The organism is Micromonospora sp. NPDC085948, assembly GCF_040686315.1.
Classification (GTDB): domain Bacteria; phylum Actinomycetota; class Actinomycetes; order Mycobacteriales; family Micromonosporaceae; genus Micromonospora.
In genome coordinates, this window is record NZ_JBFBJW010000018.1 from 21,036 (window position 1) to 36,335 (window position 15,300).

General features: G+C 72.6%; 15 protein-coding genes. 8 read left to right on the forward strand and 7 right to left on the reverse strand.

The genetic code is table 11. The features are described from left to right. Positions 1–2: 2 nt before the first annotated feature. Both AB0O48_RS30900 and AB0O48_RS30905 read right to left on the reverse strand, forming a co-directional pair. A complete protein-coding gene (locus AB0O48_RS30900) occupies positions 3–365 on the reverse strand; it encodes an SCP2 sterol-binding domain-containing protein (RefSeq protein WP_357254034.1) in 363 nt (120 codons plus the stop codon). 85 nt (positions 366–450) lie between these two features. Continuing rightward, the gene (locus AB0O48_RS30905; protein ID WP_357572573.1) at positions 451–1,464 is read right to left on the reverse strand and encodes a carboxypeptidase-like regulatory domain-containing protein; all 1,014 of its coding nucleotides are present in this window, start codon (positions 1,462–1,464) and stop codon (positions 451–453) included. A gap of 230 nt (positions 1,465–1,694) precedes the next feature. On the opposite strand from AB0O48_RS30905, the gene AB0O48_RS30910 reads away from it, so the two are divergent. Next, a complete protein-coding gene (locus AB0O48_RS30910) occupies positions 1,695–2,645 on the forward strand; it encodes an SRPBCC family protein (RefSeq protein ID WP_357254038.1) in 951 nt (316 codons plus the stop codon). Between the two features lie 25 nt (positions 2,646–2,670). Then, positions 2,671–3,843 (forward strand): zinc-dependent alcohol dehydrogenase, encoded by a 1,173-nt coding sequence (locus AB0O48_RS30915; protein ID WP_357254040.1) that lies wholly within the window; start codon positions 2,671–2,673, stop codon positions 3,841–3,843. Positions 3,844–3,864: 21 nt separating this feature from the next. Here the strand turns inward: AB0O48_RS30915 and AB0O48_RS30920 are convergent, their stop codons facing one another. Further along, complete coding sequence (locus AB0O48_RS30920; RefSeq protein WP_357254042.1) at positions 3,865–4,884, reverse strand: LD-carboxypeptidase; 1,020 nt, start codon at positions 4,882–4,884, stop codon at positions 3,865–3,867. A 366-nt stretch (positions 4,885–5,250) separates the two neighbouring features. On the opposite strand from AB0O48_RS30920, the gene AB0O48_RS30925 reads away from it, so the two are divergent. Next, a complete protein-coding gene (locus tag AB0O48_RS30925) occupies positions 5,251–5,637 on the forward strand; it encodes a DUF2267 domain-containing protein (RefSeq protein WP_357254044.1) in 387 nt (128 codons plus the stop codon). A gap of 28 nt (positions 5,638–5,665) precedes the next feature. Here AB0O48_RS30925 and AB0O48_RS30930 read toward each other — a convergent pair whose 3' ends face one another. Beyond that, positions 5,666–7,144 (reverse strand): glutamate--cysteine ligase, encoded by a 1,479-nt coding sequence (locus tag AB0O48_RS30930; RefSeq protein ID WP_357254046.1) that lies wholly within the window; start codon positions 7,142–7,144, stop codon positions 5,666–5,668. A gap of 183 nt (positions 7,145–7,327) precedes the next feature. On the opposite strand from AB0O48_RS30930, the gene AB0O48_RS30935 reads away from it, so the two are divergent. Then, complete coding sequence (locus tag AB0O48_RS30935) at positions 7,328–7,666, forward strand: DUF3817 domain-containing protein (RefSeq protein ID WP_357572611.1); 339 nt, start codon at positions 7,328–7,330, stop codon at positions 7,664–7,666. Between the two features lie 4 nt (positions 7,667–7,670). On the opposite strand, the gene AB0O48_RS30940 is transcribed toward AB0O48_RS30935, so the two are convergent. Beyond that, positions 7,671–8,531: an alpha/beta hydrolase gene (locus AB0O48_RS30940; RefSeq protein WP_357254048.1), complete on the reverse strand. Its 861-nt coding sequence runs from the start codon at positions 8,529–8,531 to the stop codon at positions 7,671–7,673. A 46-nt stretch (positions 8,532–8,577) separates the two neighbouring features. Beyond that, on the reverse strand, positions 8,578–9,126 hold the full coding sequence (locus tag AB0O48_RS30945) for a hypothetical protein (RefSeq protein ID WP_357572612.1): 549 nt from the start codon (positions 9,124–9,126) through the stop codon (positions 8,578–8,580). 142 nt (positions 9,127–9,268) lie between these two features. On the opposite strand from AB0O48_RS30945, the gene AB0O48_RS30950 reads away from it, so the two are divergent. From AB0O48_RS30950 to AB0O48_RS30960, 3 genes are read left to right on the forward strand one after another with little or no spacing between them, the layout of a single operon-like run. Further along, positions 9,269–10,393, forward strand: coding sequence for a Vms1/Ankzf1 family peptidyl-tRNA hydrolase (locus AB0O48_RS30950; RefSeq protein ID WP_357254053.1), 1,125 nt, complete (start codon positions 9,269–9,271; stop codon positions 10,391–10,393). Next, complete coding sequence (locus AB0O48_RS30955) at positions 10,386–12,140, forward strand: thiamine pyrophosphate-binding protein (protein WP_357254055.1); 1,755 nt, start codon at positions 10,386–10,388, stop codon at positions 12,138–12,140. Before AB0O48_RS30950 ends, AB0O48_RS30955 begins: the two co-directional genes overlap by 8 nt. A gap of 49 nt (positions 12,141–12,189) precedes the next feature. Continuing rightward, positions 12,190–13,293, forward strand: coding sequence for an iron-containing redox enzyme family protein (locus AB0O48_RS30960; protein ID WP_357254057.1), 1,104 nt, complete (start codon positions 12,190–12,192; stop codon positions 13,291–13,293). Positions 13,294–13,305: 12 nt separating this feature from the next. Here the strand turns inward: AB0O48_RS30960 and AB0O48_RS30965 are convergent, their stop codons facing one another. Beyond that, entirely contained in the window at positions 13,306–13,536 is a 231-nt protein-coding gene (locus AB0O48_RS30965) for a CDGSH iron-sulfur domain-containing protein (protein WP_357254059.1), read from the reverse strand. A gap of 180 nt (positions 13,537–13,716) precedes the next feature. Here AB0O48_RS30965 and AB0O48_RS30970 point away from each other — a divergent pair, with 180 nt between their 5' ends. After that, entirely contained in the window at positions 13,717–15,159 is a 1,443-nt protein-coding gene (locus tag AB0O48_RS30970) for a hypothetical protein (protein ID WP_365069478.1), read from the forward strand. The last annotated feature ends 141 nt before the right edge of the window (positions 15,160–15,300 follow it).

Here is a 15,300-nt window from a genome sequence, read left to right on the forward strand (position 1 = left end):
GGTCACGTCCCACTGTCCGGGCCACTGCTCTGCAACGGCCCCGGTGTCCGCGGAAACAGCCGCCCGAGCCGCAGCGCCAGGCCGAGGTCGCCGTCGACCATGATCTCACCGCGGGTGATCGCCGCCAGGCCGTTCACCTCACCGCGCGCCATCGCCTCCGCGACCGGCGCGGACACCATGATCACGGTGGTGGCGGGGTCGGCGCTGCGGGTCACCCGCATCCGGCCGTGATCGATCTCCAGCAGCCACTGCTCCAGGTCGTCGCCGTCGCGAATGTCGAACCGCACGCTCCCGCACACCTTGCTGAACCGCGGATCCTGGCCGGCGACGGTCAACCGCTCGAAGAAGGCACTGGTCGCCGTCATCCCACCTCCCCGGGCGCTGGTAGAAGCGGATGCCGGCTACCCGGTGCGGCTCGCCGTTAACTCCCGACGGCCTGCCTCGTTCGGGTCATCCCAGGTCGAAGTCCACCACCACCGGCGCCCTCCGGACCCGCACCGGGGTCGCGGCATCGAAGCTGGCCGCGTCGCGGTGCCAGACCGGCGGGGCGTACGCGCAGTCGCAGCGCAGCTTCACCCGCTTCCCGGGGAGCAGGCGCAGGGCGTAACCGCTGCCCACGTCCGCGACGCCGGCCAGATCCCCGCTGGTCGCGTCGAAGGCGATCACCTGGGCGTAGGTGCCCAGCTCGTCGACGCGTACCGCGCCGCTGACCAGCGTGCCGGCGGGCAGCGCCTGGTCCAGGGTCACCGTCCGGTGGGCGCGCACCCGCACCGACCGTGCCTGCTCCCGAGTGCCGACCCCACCGGACCACACGGTCGCCAGCCCGTCCGCGGCGAACTGCACCGGCCAGTGGTACGGCCCGAGGCCGGTGATCGTGTAGCGGCCGTCCTCGTCGGTGGTCGGGCCGTGGTCGCCGTACTTCGGATCCGGCACGTACGGCACCACCATCGCCAGCGCACGATAGATCGGAGCGCCCGTCGCCGCGTCGGTCAGCACGCCGGCGATGCTGCCCGGCGGATCGAGCCGGATGTCCGGCACACCGGTCACCGCGCCGGCCCGCACCCGGACCACCCGGGCGCGTTCGCGCTCACCCGTGCCGCCGTGCCGGCCCACCCACTGCCAGCCGTGGGTGCTCGTGTCGTAGGGGCGCACGAGCAGCCGGTACTCCCCGGGGGCCACGCCTTCGGCGATCAGCGTGCCCTGCTCGTCGGCGCAGCCCCCGTGCCGGCCCAGTTGGTCCCCGCCGAGCGTGACCGACGCCAGCGCCGCGGCGTCCACCGGCACGAGCGACGCGCAGGCCCGAGGCACCGGAGCGTCGGTGGCGGCGTCGCGGACCACGGTGCGAACACCGCCGGGCGCGGTCGAGGGAGACCCGGGGGTGCGCGCGCCGGCCGGTTCGGCGGCCCCGACGACGAGCAGTGCGACGGCGGCGGCGGTCAGGTGGCGCGGGAGCGAGTGGCGCATGGGGGATCGTCCTCTCGGCGGCGCGACGGATTGGACTGACGGTATCCGCCCGTCAGTGATCCAAATCGGTCAATGTCGCCATGCTGACTGTTGCGGAACGCGCACCCGCCCGGAATGGACCTTCTGCCGCGAACCAGGCACGGGAGCCACGTTCAGGACATAGCGTCAGGGCGGCGGCCGCGCCGCTGCGCCGGTCGCCGCCGGCTACGCCGACCGGAGGGGGACCGAAGATGGACCACGTCGACAGTGTGCTCCTGCCGGAACTGGACGGACCCGTGCCCGCGACGCTGCCGAGCGCGCTCGGCCTGCTGAGCCTGGCCCTGGGCGTCGGCGCCCTGGCAGCTCCCGGACCCCTCGCGCGACTGACCGGGGTGGACGACTCCCCGGCCGCGCGGGCGGTGCTCCCGGCCGTCGGGGTACGGGAGTTGGGCAGCGCCGCCGGCCTGCTCGGCGGTCGTCGCCCGGCGGGCTGGGCCTGGAGCCGGGTGGCCGGCGACGCCATGGACCTGACCCTGCTCGGCCGCGCCCTCGCCGACCGCAGCGGTGAACGACGCCGCCGGGTCGCGCTGACCACCCTCGCGATCGCCGGCATCGCGGCCGTCGACGTGCTCTCCGCCGTGCGGATCAGCCGAGCCCGACGGGCGCGGGCGCGGATGATCCGGATGGAGATCGCGGTGACCGTCAACCGGTCACCCGCCGAGGCGTACCGGTTCTGGCGCGACCTGGAGAACCTGCCCCGGTTCATGTCGCACCTGGAGTCGGTACGCGCCGACGACCTGCGCCGCTCGCACTGGGTCGCCCGCGGCCCGGCCGGTCACCGCGTCGAGTGGGACGCCGAGATCATCCACGACCAGCCGAACACGTCCATCACCTGGCGTTCGATGGCGGGGACCGGGGTACCCAACGCCGGCCGGGTCCGCTTCGTGCCGGCACCCGGCGACCGGGGCACCGAGGTCCGGGTGGAGTTGCGCTACGCGCCGCCGGCCGGCGCGCTCGGCCGGGCGGCGGCGAAACTCTTCGGCGAGGAACCCGAGCAGCAGGTCCGTGACGACCTGCGCCGGTTCAAGCAGGTGCTGGAGACCGGCGAGGTGGTCCGCTCGGAGGGCAGCCCCAACGGCATCTCCGTACGCCAACAGGCCCTGCAACGACCCGCCCAGCCACTGCCGCCGTCGCGCCGGTGACCGCCCGCTCCGAAAGGGACCGAGGATGAAGGCCAACGCCTGGATGGGCACCGACAAGGTCAAGGTCATCGACGTACCCGACCCGAAGATCATGAACGCCCGGGACGCGATCGTCCGGATCAGCACCACCGCGATCTGCGGCTCCGACCTGCACCTCTACCACGGCTACATCCCCGCCATGCGCAAGGGCGACATCCTCGGCCACGAGTTCATGGGTGAGGTGGTCGAGGTCGGCCCGCAGGTGCGCAACCTCAAACCCGGCGACCGGGTGGTGGTGCCCTTCCCGATCGCCTGCGGGCACTGCTCGTCCTGCCAACGCGGCCTCTACTCGGTCTGCGAGAACTCCAACCCGAACGCGGGGATCGCCGAGAAGATCATGGGCCACTCGCCGGCCGGCATCTTCGGCTACTCCCACCTGCTCGGCGGGTACGCCGGCGGTCAGGCCGAGTACGCCCGGGTGCCGTTCGCCGACGTCGGCCCGCTCAAGGTGCCCGACGACGTCCGCGACGACCAGGCGGTCATGCTCGCCGACGTGTTCCCCACCGGCTACATGGGCGCCGAGATGTGCGACATCAAACCCGGGCAGGTGATCGCCGTCTGGGGCGCCGGGCCGGTCGGCCTGTTCGCCGCGGCCAGCGCCCGGCTGCTCGGCGCGGAACGGGTGATCGTCATCGACCGGTACCCGTACCGGCTGCGGCTCGCCGAGGAGCACATCGGCGCCGAGACGATCAACTACGAAGAGCTGGATGTGCTGGACACCCTCAACGAGCTGACCGCCGGCCGGGGACCCGACGCGTGCATCGACGCGGTCGGCCTGGAGGGCCACCACGGCAATGCCGCCATGTACGCGTACGACCGGGTGAAGCAGGCCGCCCGGGTCGAGACGGAGCGGCCGTTCGCGCTGCGCCAGGCGATCCTCGCCTGCCGCTCGGGAGGGGTGGTCTCGGTGGTCGGCGCGTACGGCGGGTTCGTCGACAAGTTCCCCATGGGCGCGTTCATGAACCGGTCGCTGGTCATGCGGACCGGTCAGTGCCACGTTCAGCGCTACACGAGGCCGCTGCTGGAACGGATCCAGCGTGGCGAGATCGATCCGAGCTTCATCGTCAGCCACCGGCTGCCGCTGCGCGACGCCCCGAAGGGCTACAAGATCTTCCAAAAGAAACAGGACGACTGTACGAAGGTGCTGCTCACGGCCTGATCGACACGCGGGTACCACCGGCTAACGCGGCCGGACCCCGGACTCCACCGTCAGGGTCCCCGCCTCGGCGTCGATCGTGGCCCGCGCGCCGAGCGGCACGGTGAGCTGCCCGTTGCCGTGCCCCAGCCGCAGTCCACCCAGGACCGGCACGCCGAGGTCGTACAGGCGGTCCTTGAGGACCGCCGCCGCGTCCCACTCGCCGGGTTCGCCGACACTGTTGGTGATCTGGCCGATGACCACCCCGGCGACCCGGGACAGGACGCCCACCCGGCGAAGTTCGGTCAGCATCATGTCGATGCTGTACGGGGCCTCGTCCACGTCCTCGAAGAACAGGATCGCGTCGTTGAACTTCGGCGCGTCACTGGCGCCGAGCGAGGTGGAGAGCAGGGTGAGGCAGCCGCCGAGCAGCGGCCCCGAAGCCCGCCCGGGCACCAGCACGGGAGCGGCCGTCTCGGCCGGATCCCGGACGATCGTGACCGGGGCGGTGGTCATCACCGCCTGGCGCAGGGCCTCGGCCGACTCGGGGCCGGTGCGGCTGTCGCTCCAGTTGACCATGGGGCCGTAGAAGGTGACCAGGCCTAGGTCGCGCCAGAGCTTGCCGTGGATGCTGGTGATGTCGCTGAAACCGACGACCACCCGTGGATCCCGGCGCAAACCGGAAACGTCGAGTTCGTCGACGATCCGCTGGGTGCCGTAACCGCCACGGGCGGCGAAGACCGCACGGATCCCCGGGTCGTTGAGCGCGGCGTTGAGGTCGGCGAGCCGCTGCGCGTCGGTGCCGGCCAGATAGCCGTACTTGGCGAAGACGTGCTGGCCCAACTCGACCACCAGACCCCAACTGCGCAGGATCTCGATGCCGCGAGCCATGTTCGTGGGGTCGGGAGTGCTGCCGGGCGACACGACCCGGACCCGATCGCCGGGCGCCAGCGCCGGTGCCCGCAGCACGCGCTTCGCACCACCCGGCGCGGCCTGCGCGGTCCCGTTCTGCACCCCGCCGGCGAGTACCGCGCCACCGGCCGCCGCCGCTCCCATCCGCAGCATGTGTCGACGGGACAGGGGGACCCGCGCGGCCCCCCGGGTCGAAGCTGGGTCTGTTCCAGAAGTGGCCACCGGCGTCCCCTCATCGTGATCAGACGATGTACGAGCCACCGCAGCCTACGACAATTGTTCGTGTCGCACGGGGTCCAGAAGGGACAGCATCTCCAGTGGACGGACGCTGCCCACGGCCAGACCTGGTTCAGGCGGCATCCCGAGTGACGTGACTGTCGGGTTTGTCCGGCCTCGCCCGGCGTTGGCGGGATGTCCGGGTCCGCGTGCGACCCGTTTGTGGCCGGGGAGCCGGGGAACTCGCCCCGTTCGTCCGCCGGCAGGCCGGACGGCATGTCGAGGGAAACGAAGGAGCGGAGCATGGAGTACGAGCAGATGATCGCCACGGTACGACAGCGCGCTGGCCTCGGCGAGAACGAGGCCGTGCGGTCCGTAGAGGCCGTCCTGTCGGTGCTCGGCGAACGGCTCGCCGGGCAGGAGGCCGACCACCTGGCGGCACAGCTACCGGAGCGGTTGAACGGGTCCGTCACGCGCAATCCGCAGGGCCGCCGGTGGGATGTCGGCGAGTTCCTGAAGGCCGTCGGGGACCGCGAGCAGGTCGCGAACGCGGACCACGTGCGTCAGCATGCCCAGGCGGTGTTGCGGACCGTCGCCGAGGCGCTCGATGACGACCAGCGACACGACCTGCTCGCCCAGCTTCCCGGCGGCATCACCGATCTCTTCGGTGTGCCGACCCCACGAGGCTGAGCCCGACGAGGCTGAGCCCCACGGACGCCTACGGGATCGGCCACTCGTGCACCGGTCGGTTGCTGTGCATCAGGTCGATGTAGTGGCGGACCACCTCCCGGAGCGCCTCCGGCCGGTCCAGGTGGTCGGCGGACTCCAACCGGTGCAGCGTCTCCACCTGCCAGGTCGCACCGTTGCGGCTGGTCAGGCAGCGCTGCTCGATGATGCCGAGCAGCCGGTCGCGCTCACCGGGGTCGAGCCCCCAGCGGTCCAGGCCGTGGTGTGCCAACGGCAGCAACCGGCGCAGCACCAACTCGGTGACGGGCAGATAACCCAGGCCGGGCCAGAAGACCTGCGCGTCGATGCCGTGCCGGGCGCAGTTGGTGAAGTTCTCCTCGGCGGCGCTGAACGACATCTGTGACCACAGTGGCCGGTCGGATTCGGCCAGGGCACGGACCAGCCCGAAGTAGAAGGCGCCGTTGGCGATGGTGTCCAGCACGGTCGGACCGGCGGGCAGCACCCGGTTCTCCACCCGGAGATGCGGTCGGCCGCGGGACACGTCGTACACCGGGCGGTTCCACCGGTAGATGGTGCCGTTGTGCAGGCGCAGCTCGGCGAGATTGGGCACCTCGCCGGCCGCGAGGGCCTGCGCCGGGTCCTCCGGGTCGCAGACCGGCAGCAACGCCGGAAAGTAGCGCACGTTCTCCTCGAACAGGTCGAACACGCTGGTGATCCAGCGTTCGCCGAACCAGACCCGGGGGCGTACCCCCTGGGCCTTGATCTCTTCCGACCGGGTGTCGGTGGCCTGCTGGAACAGCGGAATGCGGGTCTCGCGCCACAGCTCCCGGCCGAAGAACAGCGGCGAGTTCGCACCGACGGCCACCTGGACGCCGGCGACCGCCTGGGCAGCGTTCCAGTAGTCGGCGAACTGGGGAGGGCTGACCTGTAGGTGGAACTGGGTGCTGGTGCAGGCCGCCTCCGGGGTGATCGTGTCGGCGGTGACCGCCAGGCGCTCCACGCCGCTGATGGCGATCGGCAGATCCTCACCGCGCGCGGCGAAGATCTGCTCGTTGAGCAGCTTGTAGCGGGGGTTGGCGGAGAGCGTCTCGGCGGTCAGGTGCTCGGGGCGCAGCGTCGGCAGGATCCCGATCATGACCATGTGCGCGCCGATCGCCCGCGCCTTCACCTCGGCGGCGTTCAGGCTGGCCCGGACGTACTCCTCGAAGTCCGCGGTGCCGGTGCCGGTCAGCCGCCGCGGCGGCACGTTGATCTCGACGTTGAACTGGCCCAACTCGGTCTGGAAGCTCGGGTCGGAAATGGCCGCCAGCACGTCGGCGTTGCGCATCGCCGGGTTCGACGCCTCGTCGACCAGGTTCAGCTCGATCTCCACGCCGGTCATCGGACGGTCCACGTCGAAGCGCGACTCGCGCAGCATCTCGGCGAAGACGTCCAGGCAGCGGCGGACCTTGTCGCGGTAGCGGGCCCGATCCTCTCGACTGAAGGTTCGTACGCCGACGTCCTCGCCCATCGTCACCACCCTGTCACCGCTGGTTCCCCTAACCTCGCACGTCCTCGTCCGGCAGGGGAATATCTGAGGCTTCTTTCCTACCCAGTGACGGACCCGGTGACCCCTGTCGCCGTTCACGAGGTCCGTCAGGTGGCGGCGCACCGACACCGCTACCATTGCCGCCCGAGAGGTGGTGGCGTGGCGATGCGCGACAAGGTGACCCGACTGTTCGTTGCGGCGGCGATCGCGGAGGCCTGCTCCTGGCTGGCCCTGCTGGTCGGCATGCTGGTCAAGTACGGCCCGCCGGAGAACGAGCTGGGTGTCAAGATCTTCGGGCCGATCCACGGCGGCCTGTTCGTCGCGTACGTCGTGTTGACGCTGGCCGTGGCCCGGCTGCACCGGTGGAGCCTGCTGGCCACGGCGGTCGCTCTGGTCGGTGCCGTGCCGCCGTTCGCCACCCTGATCTTCGAACGCTGGGCCCGCCGCCGGGGCATGCTCGGCGTGGAACGGCGACCCGTCCGCGAGACCGTGCGGATCGGCTGACCACTCAGTCGATCAGGAAGGCACTCAGCACTGCCGCCAGGGCCTCCGGCGCCTCCTCGGCCATGTGGTGACCCGAGTCGACCGACGCAGTGCGCACGTCGTCGGCCCACTCCCGCCAGATCGACGCCGGGTCGCCGTGCAACTCCACCATGTCGTCGCGTTCGGCCCAGACGAACAGCACCGGGCAGGAGATCTTCCGCCCGGCCGCCCGGTCGGCGTCGTCGGCGGCGCGGTCCGGCCCCAGACCCGCCCGGTAGTCCTCGCACATCGCGTGCACCGTCGCCGGGTCGTGGATGGCCCGGTGGTAGTCCGCGTAGGCCTCCTCGCCCATCTGGGCGGGGGAGCCGCCGTACCAGGCGTCCGGGTCGGCGTTGATCAGCGGTTCCGCCGGCTTGTCGGTCTGGCCCAGGAAGAACCAGTGCCACCAGCGGGCGGCGAACCGGGCGTCGCAGGTGGCCAGCGCCGCGCCGATCGGCACCCCGTCGAGCACGCCGAGGCGACTGACCCGCTCCGGGTGGTCCAGGGCGGTACGCATCGCCACGTACGACCCGCGGTCGTGACCGACCACGGCGGCACGCTCGTGACCGAGCACGTCGAGCAGCGCGATGACGTCGCGGGCCATCGCACGCTTGGCGTACGCGCTGTGGTCGGGCGTCTCCGCCGGCTTCGTCGAACCGCCGTACCCCCGCAGGTCCGGGCAGATCACCGTGTGGCGCTCGGCGAGTAGCGGCGCGACCCGGTGCCAGGTCGCGTGGGTACGGGGATGGCCGTGCAGCAGCACCACGGGCGAGCCGGCGCCGCCGCGGCGCACCCGCAGACGGACCGGGCCGACATCGATCTCGTCGAGGGTGAATCCGGGAAACATGGACGTGCCGATGCCCTCCCGAGCGGGCCCGAAACACGGAGGCGGCTCAGGTCAGCGCGGAGCAGGCCGTGATGCCGGCGACCAGCAGCGCGCCCAGGAACGCCTGCAACAGCAGCGGCGGCCCGAGGTGCGACCAGAGCGTCGCGGTGCGCGGGGTGAGCAACTGCCCGGTGGTGAGGTTGACGATCCGCTCGATGCGCGGCGGCAGCTCCGGGTCGCGTTGCGGGCGCAGGGTGAGCTGCACCTGGTCCGCCGGGTGCAGGGCGCTCTGCGGCAGGTGCCCGTGCAGCTCCACCTCGCAGAGCTGGCCGGCGGTGTTGCGCAGGCGCACCGGGACGACCAGGTATTCCGGACCCTGCTTGAGTTCCTTCCACCGTCGGCGGGTGCCGCCACCGCCGAAGGAGAACAGCGAGCGCAGCAGCAGGGCGGGCAGCCGGGCGATCGCCGCCGCGGCGAGCACCGCCACCAGCACCGGCTGACCGATGCGGACCTCGCGGGTGTAACCGTCGAGCAGGCGGACCAACCGCCCGGTGACGATCTTTTCCGTCGGGTGCACGATCCGTCGGCTTTCGAGTCCGCTGTCCATTCCCACCACCGAGAGTCCGCTTGTGTGCACAGATCGTATCGACGTCCTGGGTTGAACGACGTGAATGAAACCTGGTCACGGGCTCACGGCTGCGAGGTGACATCCCGGGCGACCCGGGTAAGCGGGGGGCCGAGCTGGAAAGGGGTCGAGCATGCAGCTGTCCTTCCTGCGCCCGCTCTACGACCGTCCCGGGCCGTGGTGCTCGGTGTATCTGGACGCCTCCGCCGACACGGAGGACGCCCATCCCGCGCTGGACCTGCGCTGGCGTGCCCTGCAACGTCGCCTGACCGAACAGGGCGCCGACGAGGCGAGCATCGCCGCGTTGGACCGGGTGATCCGTGGCCACGACCCGATGGTCGGGGACTACGGCCTCGCGGTCTTCGCCAGTCACGGGCGGGTGGTGCTCTCCGAGTACCTGTCCGCGCCACCACTGCGTGACCTGGCCAGTTTCGCGCCGCTGCCCCACGTGATGCCGCTGCTCGCCCAACGCGGCGAACAGGTGGCCTGGGTACGGGTGATCGCCGACCGGCTGGGCGCCGACGCGATGGCGGTCAGCGCCGGCGGGGTGCCCCGGCGGGCGCACGTCGCCGGGCGCGACGCGTACCCGCTGCGGCGGACCAAGCCCGGCGGCTGGTCCCAGTCGCGCTACCAGAGGGCCGCCATGGAGGCCTGGCACCAGAACGCCGGTGACGTCACCGCCGCCACGGTGGAGCTGGCGGACCGGGTCGGTGCGGACGTGGTGGTGGTCGCCGGCGACGTCCGGGCCACCGGGATGATCGCCGCCCAGATGCCGGAGCGCTGGCAGGACCTGGTGGTCCGTACCGATGCCGGGTCGCGGGCCGGTGGCGCCGACCAGACGATGCTCGACGACCTCACCGTGCAGACCATCGCGGAGGTCGCCGACCAGCGGATCAGCGCCGCGCTGGACCGGTTCGGGGTGCAGGAGGACGTGGGCGCCGGCCTCGACGCGGTCGTCTCGGCCCTGCAACGCAACCAGGTCGACACGATGATCATCGTGGACGATCCGTCGGCCGACGGCGAGCTGTGGATCGGCTCGGAGCCCACCGAGATCGCCGTCGACGCGGGGCAGTTGGCCGCGATGTCGGTGGCCGAACCGCAGCGGGTACGCGCGGACGCCGCGCTGGTCCGCGCGTTGGTCGGCACCGACGCGGCGCTGACCGTGCTGGGTCCGGACGAGGCTCCCGAGCTCACCGACGGCGTCGGCGCGGTGCTGCGCTACGTCGACCCCAGCACACCGGGGCGCGGCAATGGCTGAGCGCCGGGTGGCGGACCTCGTGGTGGAGCGACTCCTGGCCTGGCGGGTGCCCCGCGCCTTCGGCTACCCGGGCGAGGCGATCGCCCCGCTGGTCGAGGCGTTGGACCGCACCGGCGGCGAACCGGCGTTCGTCCCGGCCCGGCACGAGGAGACCGCCTCGTTCATGGCCACCGGGCACGCCAAGTTCACCGGCGGCATCGGGGTCTGCCTCGCCACCCAGGGACCCAGCGCCGTGCAACTGCTCAACGGCCTCTACGACGCCAAGCTGGACAGCAAGCCGGTGGTGGCGATCGTGGGGGAGGACATCTCCGGGCCGCTCGGCGGCGCGCACCAGGAAATCGGGTTGAGTCGGCTCTTCGGCGACGTGTGCAACCAGTTCGTCCGCTACGGCCGCAACCCCGAGGACGTGGCCGCGCTGCTGGACCAGGCGTTCCGGACGGCGGCGGCGACCCGCAGCCCGACCTGTGTCGTGCTGCCCCGGGAGTTGCAGGAAACCCTGGTGCCCGACGTGCAGACGTCCGCCGTCGGGGTGGTCTCGGCCACCCCCGGTGAGCCGTTGGCCCGGGTGCTGCCGCACGAGGCGGACCTCGACGCCGCCGCGCAACTGCTCGGTGGCGGCCAGCGCGTCGCGATCCTGGTGGGCCAGGGCGGGCGGGACGCGGCCGCGGAGATCATCGAGGTGGCCGACCGGCTCGGCGCCGGGGTGGCCAGTTCACTGCTGGGCAAGCCGGTGCTCGACGAGCGGCTGCCGTTCCACACCGGGGTGCTCGGCGAGGTCGGCACCCCGGCCGCCGCCGAGCTGATGGGTGGCTGCGACACCCTGCTGATGGTCGGCACCAACGACCCGTGGACCGACTACTTCCCGATACCCGAGCAGGCCCGCACGGTGCAGATCGACATCGACGGCCGCCGGATCGGCACCCGCTACCCGGCCGACGTGCCGCTGGTCGGCGACGCCGCCGAGACGTTGCGGGCGTTGCTGACCCGACTGCGTGGTCGACCCGAGCAGCAGTGGCGCGCCACCGTGGAGAGTTCGGTGGACCGGTGGCGGGAGGTGGCCGCCGAGCGGGTGGCCGCGCCCGCCGACCCGGTCAACCCGCAACTCGTACTCCAGGAGTTGTCGGCCCGTCTGCCGAGCACCGGAGCGGTCGCGGTCGACGTCGGCTCGGTCCTCTACTGGTACGCCCGGCACCTCACCCTGCCACCCGGGGTGAACGCGCAGCTCTGCGGCACCCTGGGCTCGATGGGCTGCGCGCTGCCGTACGCGGTGGCCGCCAAGCTCGCCGCCCCCGACCGGCCGGTGATCGCGCTGGTCGGCGACGGGGCGATGCAGCTCAACGGCCTCGCCGAGCTGATCACCGTGTCCCACCACTGGCAGAGCTGGCGTGACCCACGGTTGGTGGTGCTGGTGCTCAACAACCGGGACCAGAACGGCATGGGTGGCGGACGGCAGCCGTCCTCCGACCCGGCCAACCGCCGCCCCGACGTGCCGTACGCCGGTTGGGCCCGCCTGCTGGGGCTGCACGGTGTGCGGGTGGACCGCCCGGAGCTGGTCGGCGCGGCCTGGGACGAAGCCCTCGCCGCGGACCGTCCCTGCGTACTGGAGGCGGTTGTCGACCCGGCGGTGTCGCTGGCGCCGCCGGAGCCGGCGTTCGCCGACCTGCGCGGCCTGTACGCCGACGGCGCCCCGGCCCGGAAGGTCCGGGAGCAGGTGGAGGTCACCGCGAACGCCGAAGACCTCGTTTAGCCGCTCTCGGCCAGGGCATCAGAAGCGGCCCGACGACGCTGGAGGTCCCATGTCCGAGCCCGCTGACCGCCGCTATGGTCCGGCGGCCCTGCCGCAGTCACGCGGCCCGGTCTCCGCCGCGGTGCTCGACGCCCTCCGATGCCCGCCGCACGACCTGCCGGCGGGGCTCGGCGCCGACCTCGACCCCACCGACCCGATCACGGACGAGGACCTTCAGCTCACCCTGTTCCTCTGCTACGAGCTGCACTACCGGGGTTGGTGCGGGGTGGACGAGGCGTGGGAGTGGCAGCCGACGCTGCTCGCGCTGCGCGCCGAAGCCGAACGGCCCTTCGAGGCGGCCCTGCGCCGGCTGGTCGGCGCACCGTCGGTGCCGGCCGCCGGGGTGGCGGCCGGCCTGGCCGAACTGGTCGCGGCCGACAACGGCCCGCCGCTGGCCGCGACGCTGCAACGCCGTGCCGACCTCACCCAGTTCCGCGAGTTCGCCACCCACCGCTCCGTCTACCACCTGCGCGAGGCGGACCCGCACAGCTGGGCGCTGCCCCGCCTCGGCGGGCCGGCCAAGGCCGCCCTCGTGGAGATCCAGACCGACGAGTACGGCAACGGCCGGCTGGATCGGATGCACGCCGAGCTGTTCCGGCGCACCCTCGAACGGCTGGGGTTGGACACCGCGTACGGCGCACACCTGGACGCGGCACCCGCGGTGACCCTGGCGACCAACAACCTGATGTCGCTGTTCGGGCTGCACCGGCGCTGGCGCGGCGCGCTGCTCGGGCACCTGGCCGCGTTCGAGATGACCTCCTCGCTGCCGAACCGCCGCTACGGCAACGGGCTGCGCCGGCTCGGCCTCGACGAGGTGGCCACCCGCTTCTACGACGAGCACGTCGAGGCCGACGCGGTGCACGAGCAGATCGCCGCCCACGACATGTGCGGTGGCCTGGTCCGGGTCGAGCCGGCTCTCGCCCCCGACGTGCTGTTCGGCGCGGCGGCCGGGCTCGCGGTGGACCGGCTGTTCGCCGGGCACCTGCTGGACAACTGGGCCGCCGGCCGCAGCTCACTGCGGTCGCCGGCGCCGCCCACCGTGCCGCCGACCGTCTCGCTCACCGCGACGGCGTCGGCCGTAGTGGTCCCGCCGGCCCGGCCCGTCGTCGTCTGAACGGCCGGCGCGTCAGGACTGCCGGTCGGCGCCGGCGCGGAAGTTGATCGCCTTGTGGGTGCCGTCGCAGAACGGCTTGAGCGCCGACTTGCCGCACCGGCACAACGCCACCGTGCCCCGGCGCGCGTCGATGTGCTCGCCGTCCGGCGTGACAAGTGCGAAGTCGCCGCGGACCAGTAGCGGTCCGTCCTCGTACGGGGTGATGGTGGCGGCGGCTGGCTCGCTGGTGTCGTCGGTGCGCATGGCCCCGGAAGTGCCCGCCCTGACCCAGGCGAAACCCGTGCCGACCGCCGTCGAAGAGGCGACTCCGGCGGATCGTCGCCGAACGGCGGTGATGACCGGCGCACCCCGCTGACCAGCGGAATGTGCTGCCGGGTGGGTGATGACCCGTTTGAACCCCATCGGTACGGGAAGCCGGGCCGCGTGGTGAGCGAACGAGGCAAGGTGGGGCCGGTGCACAAGGTGCACAAGGGGCTCACGGCCGATGGTGCCGGTCTCGCCGGCGACCGGGTCGTGGCCGCGGGCAGCGCCGCCCGGGTGTTGGTCGCCGCCACCGCCCGGGCGCTGCGCGGGGAGGACTGCGCCGACCTCGGGCACACCGGGCCGACGTCGCGCTTCCCGGGCGCCCCGGAGCCGGTACGCCGCGCCGCGGTCACCCGCGCCGCCGGTCGGGTCGCGCTCACCGTGGCCCAGGTCGACGAGGTGGACGGCGCTCGGGTGGCCCGCTGGTTCGTCGACCAGTATCCCCGTCGGCGCTATCCCGGCGTGCTGATCGGCTCGCCGCACGGCGCGGCGGCACACCTCGCGGTGGCCCTCGGCGTGCCGTGGCTGCCGGCCGGTTTCGAGATGACCGTGCACTGGTCCGACGGCGCGGTGGACCGTCCCGCGGACGCGCTGGAGCACGGCGCGGCACTCGCCGCCCGGTTGCTCGCCGGCAACGCCGACCTGCACCTGCGCCAGGTGCACTGCCCGGCCAGTCGAGGCCCGCTGACCGGGGCCACGGTGTCACTGACCGCCTCGTGGCGGGCCCTGCCGGCCGCGTACGCGCAGTTTCTGACCGACCGGCTGCTCCCGGGCGCCCCGGTGCTGCTGGTCCGTGACGCGCGCACCTGGCCGGTGCTGGAGCGCGGTTCCGGCCACAGCTTCCAGGTCGGCTGCCCGGCCAGCGGACTGGACCCGGTCGACTTCCACCCGGACAGCCACGCGCTGCGGCAGGTGCTGCGCTCCGTCGGCGGCGACGCGGCCCGCTGGGACCCACCGGAGGTCTCCGTCCCGTCCGGTTACGCCGAGCAGGACGTCGACCCGGGCTTCGAACCGGCCGTGCGGGACTGGTCCGCCTCGCACCAGCACCCGCTGCACCGGATGCTGGTGCCCCGCCCGGCGGCCCTGAGCGCGGGCGTGGCCGACCTGTACCGGCGGTGGTTGCGCGGCGCCGGCAAGACCGGCGACCGGTTGGTGGTGGAGTGCGGCCGGCTGCTCGACCCGTGGCAGGTGGTGCGGGCGGGGCTGGTGCCGTACTGGTGTGAGAACGCCACCCGGCGCAGCGTCGACGAGGCCGAGTGGTGGCTGGCCGGCAGCGAGGCCTTCAGCTCGGTGGACGTGCTGCCCGAGCCGCCCGGGATGCGCTCACCGGCGCTGGCCGGGCTGCCCCAGTGGCTGGCGGTGGCCGGTTTCGGACGCCGCCGTCGGGCGTTGGACCGGACCACCGCCCGGGGCTACCCGGTCACCTCGGTGCCGACCCGTCGGGCCACCGAGGTGCTGCGGGCGCAGCCGTACGACCTGCCCCTGCCGCCCTCGCTGGGGGTCGCAGAGGCGCTGGCCGTGCTCCGCGACAGTGGCGGCCACCAGGGGTTACTCGTCTCCTGAGGCGGACACGCCGAAACTTCCTCGCGAACCCGGGGTCCCGTGATTGAGTACCTACGGAGCGGGAACATCGCTGGCTGCGACGGCCTGATTGCGCTGCGTAGAGGCGGTGTCGCCCGCTGGCATCCCAGTCACTGACCCACT

What these genes read in the sequence shown, in the direction of transcription:
- AB0O48_RS30900 (WP_357254034.1), bottom strand. Translation starts at nt 365, where the DNA reads ATGACGGCGACCAGTGCCTTCTTCGAGCGGTTGACCGTCGCCGGCCAG.
- AB0O48_RS30905 (WP_357572573.1), bottom strand. Translation starts at nt 1,464, where the DNA reads ATGCGCCACTCGCTCCCGCGCCACCTGACCGCCGCCGCCGTCGCACTG.
- AB0O48_RS30910 (WP_357254038.1), top strand. Translation starts at nt 1,695, where the DNA reads ATGGACCACGTCGACAGTGTGCTCCTGCCGGAACTGGACGGACCCGTG.
- AB0O48_RS30915 (WP_357254040.1), top strand. Translation starts at nt 2,671, where the DNA reads ATGAAGGCCAACGCCTGGATGGGCACCGACAAGGTCAAGGTCATCGAC.
- AB0O48_RS30920 (WP_357254042.1), bottom strand. Translation starts at nt 4,884, where the DNA reads ATGCTGCGGATGGGAGCGGCGGCGGCCGGTGGCGCGGTACTCGCCGGC.
- AB0O48_RS30925 (WP_357254044.1), top strand. Translation starts at nt 5,251, where the DNA reads ATGGAGTACGAGCAGATGATCGCCACGGTACGACAGCGCGCTGGCCTC.
- AB0O48_RS30930 (WP_357254046.1), bottom strand. Translation starts at nt 7,144, where the DNA reads ATGGGCGAGGACGTCGGCGTACGAACCTTCAGTCGAGAGGATCGGGCC.
- AB0O48_RS30935 (WP_357572611.1), top strand. Translation starts at nt 7,328, where the DNA reads ATGCGCGACAAGGTGACCCGACTGTTCGTTGCGGCGGCGATCGCGGAG.
- AB0O48_RS30940 (WP_357254048.1), bottom strand. Translation starts at nt 8,531, where the DNA reads ATGTTTCCCGGATTCACCCTCGACGAGATCGATGTCGGCCCGGTCCGT.
- AB0O48_RS30950 (WP_357254053.1), top strand. Translation starts at nt 9,269, where the DNA reads ATGCAGCTGTCCTTCCTGCGCCCGCTCTACGACCGTCCCGGGCCGTGG.
- AB0O48_RS30955 (WP_357254055.1), top strand. Translation starts at nt 10,386, where the DNA reads ATGGCTGAGCGCCGGGTGGCGGACCTCGTGGTGGAGCGACTCCTGGCC.
- AB0O48_RS30960 (WP_357254057.1), top strand. Translation starts at nt 12,190, where the DNA reads ATGTCCGAGCCCGCTGACCGCCGCTATGGTCCGGCGGCCCTGCCGCAG.
- AB0O48_RS30965 (WP_357254059.1), bottom strand. Translation starts at nt 13,536, where the DNA reads ATGCGCACCGACGACACCAGCGAGCCAGCCGCCGCCACCATCACCCCG.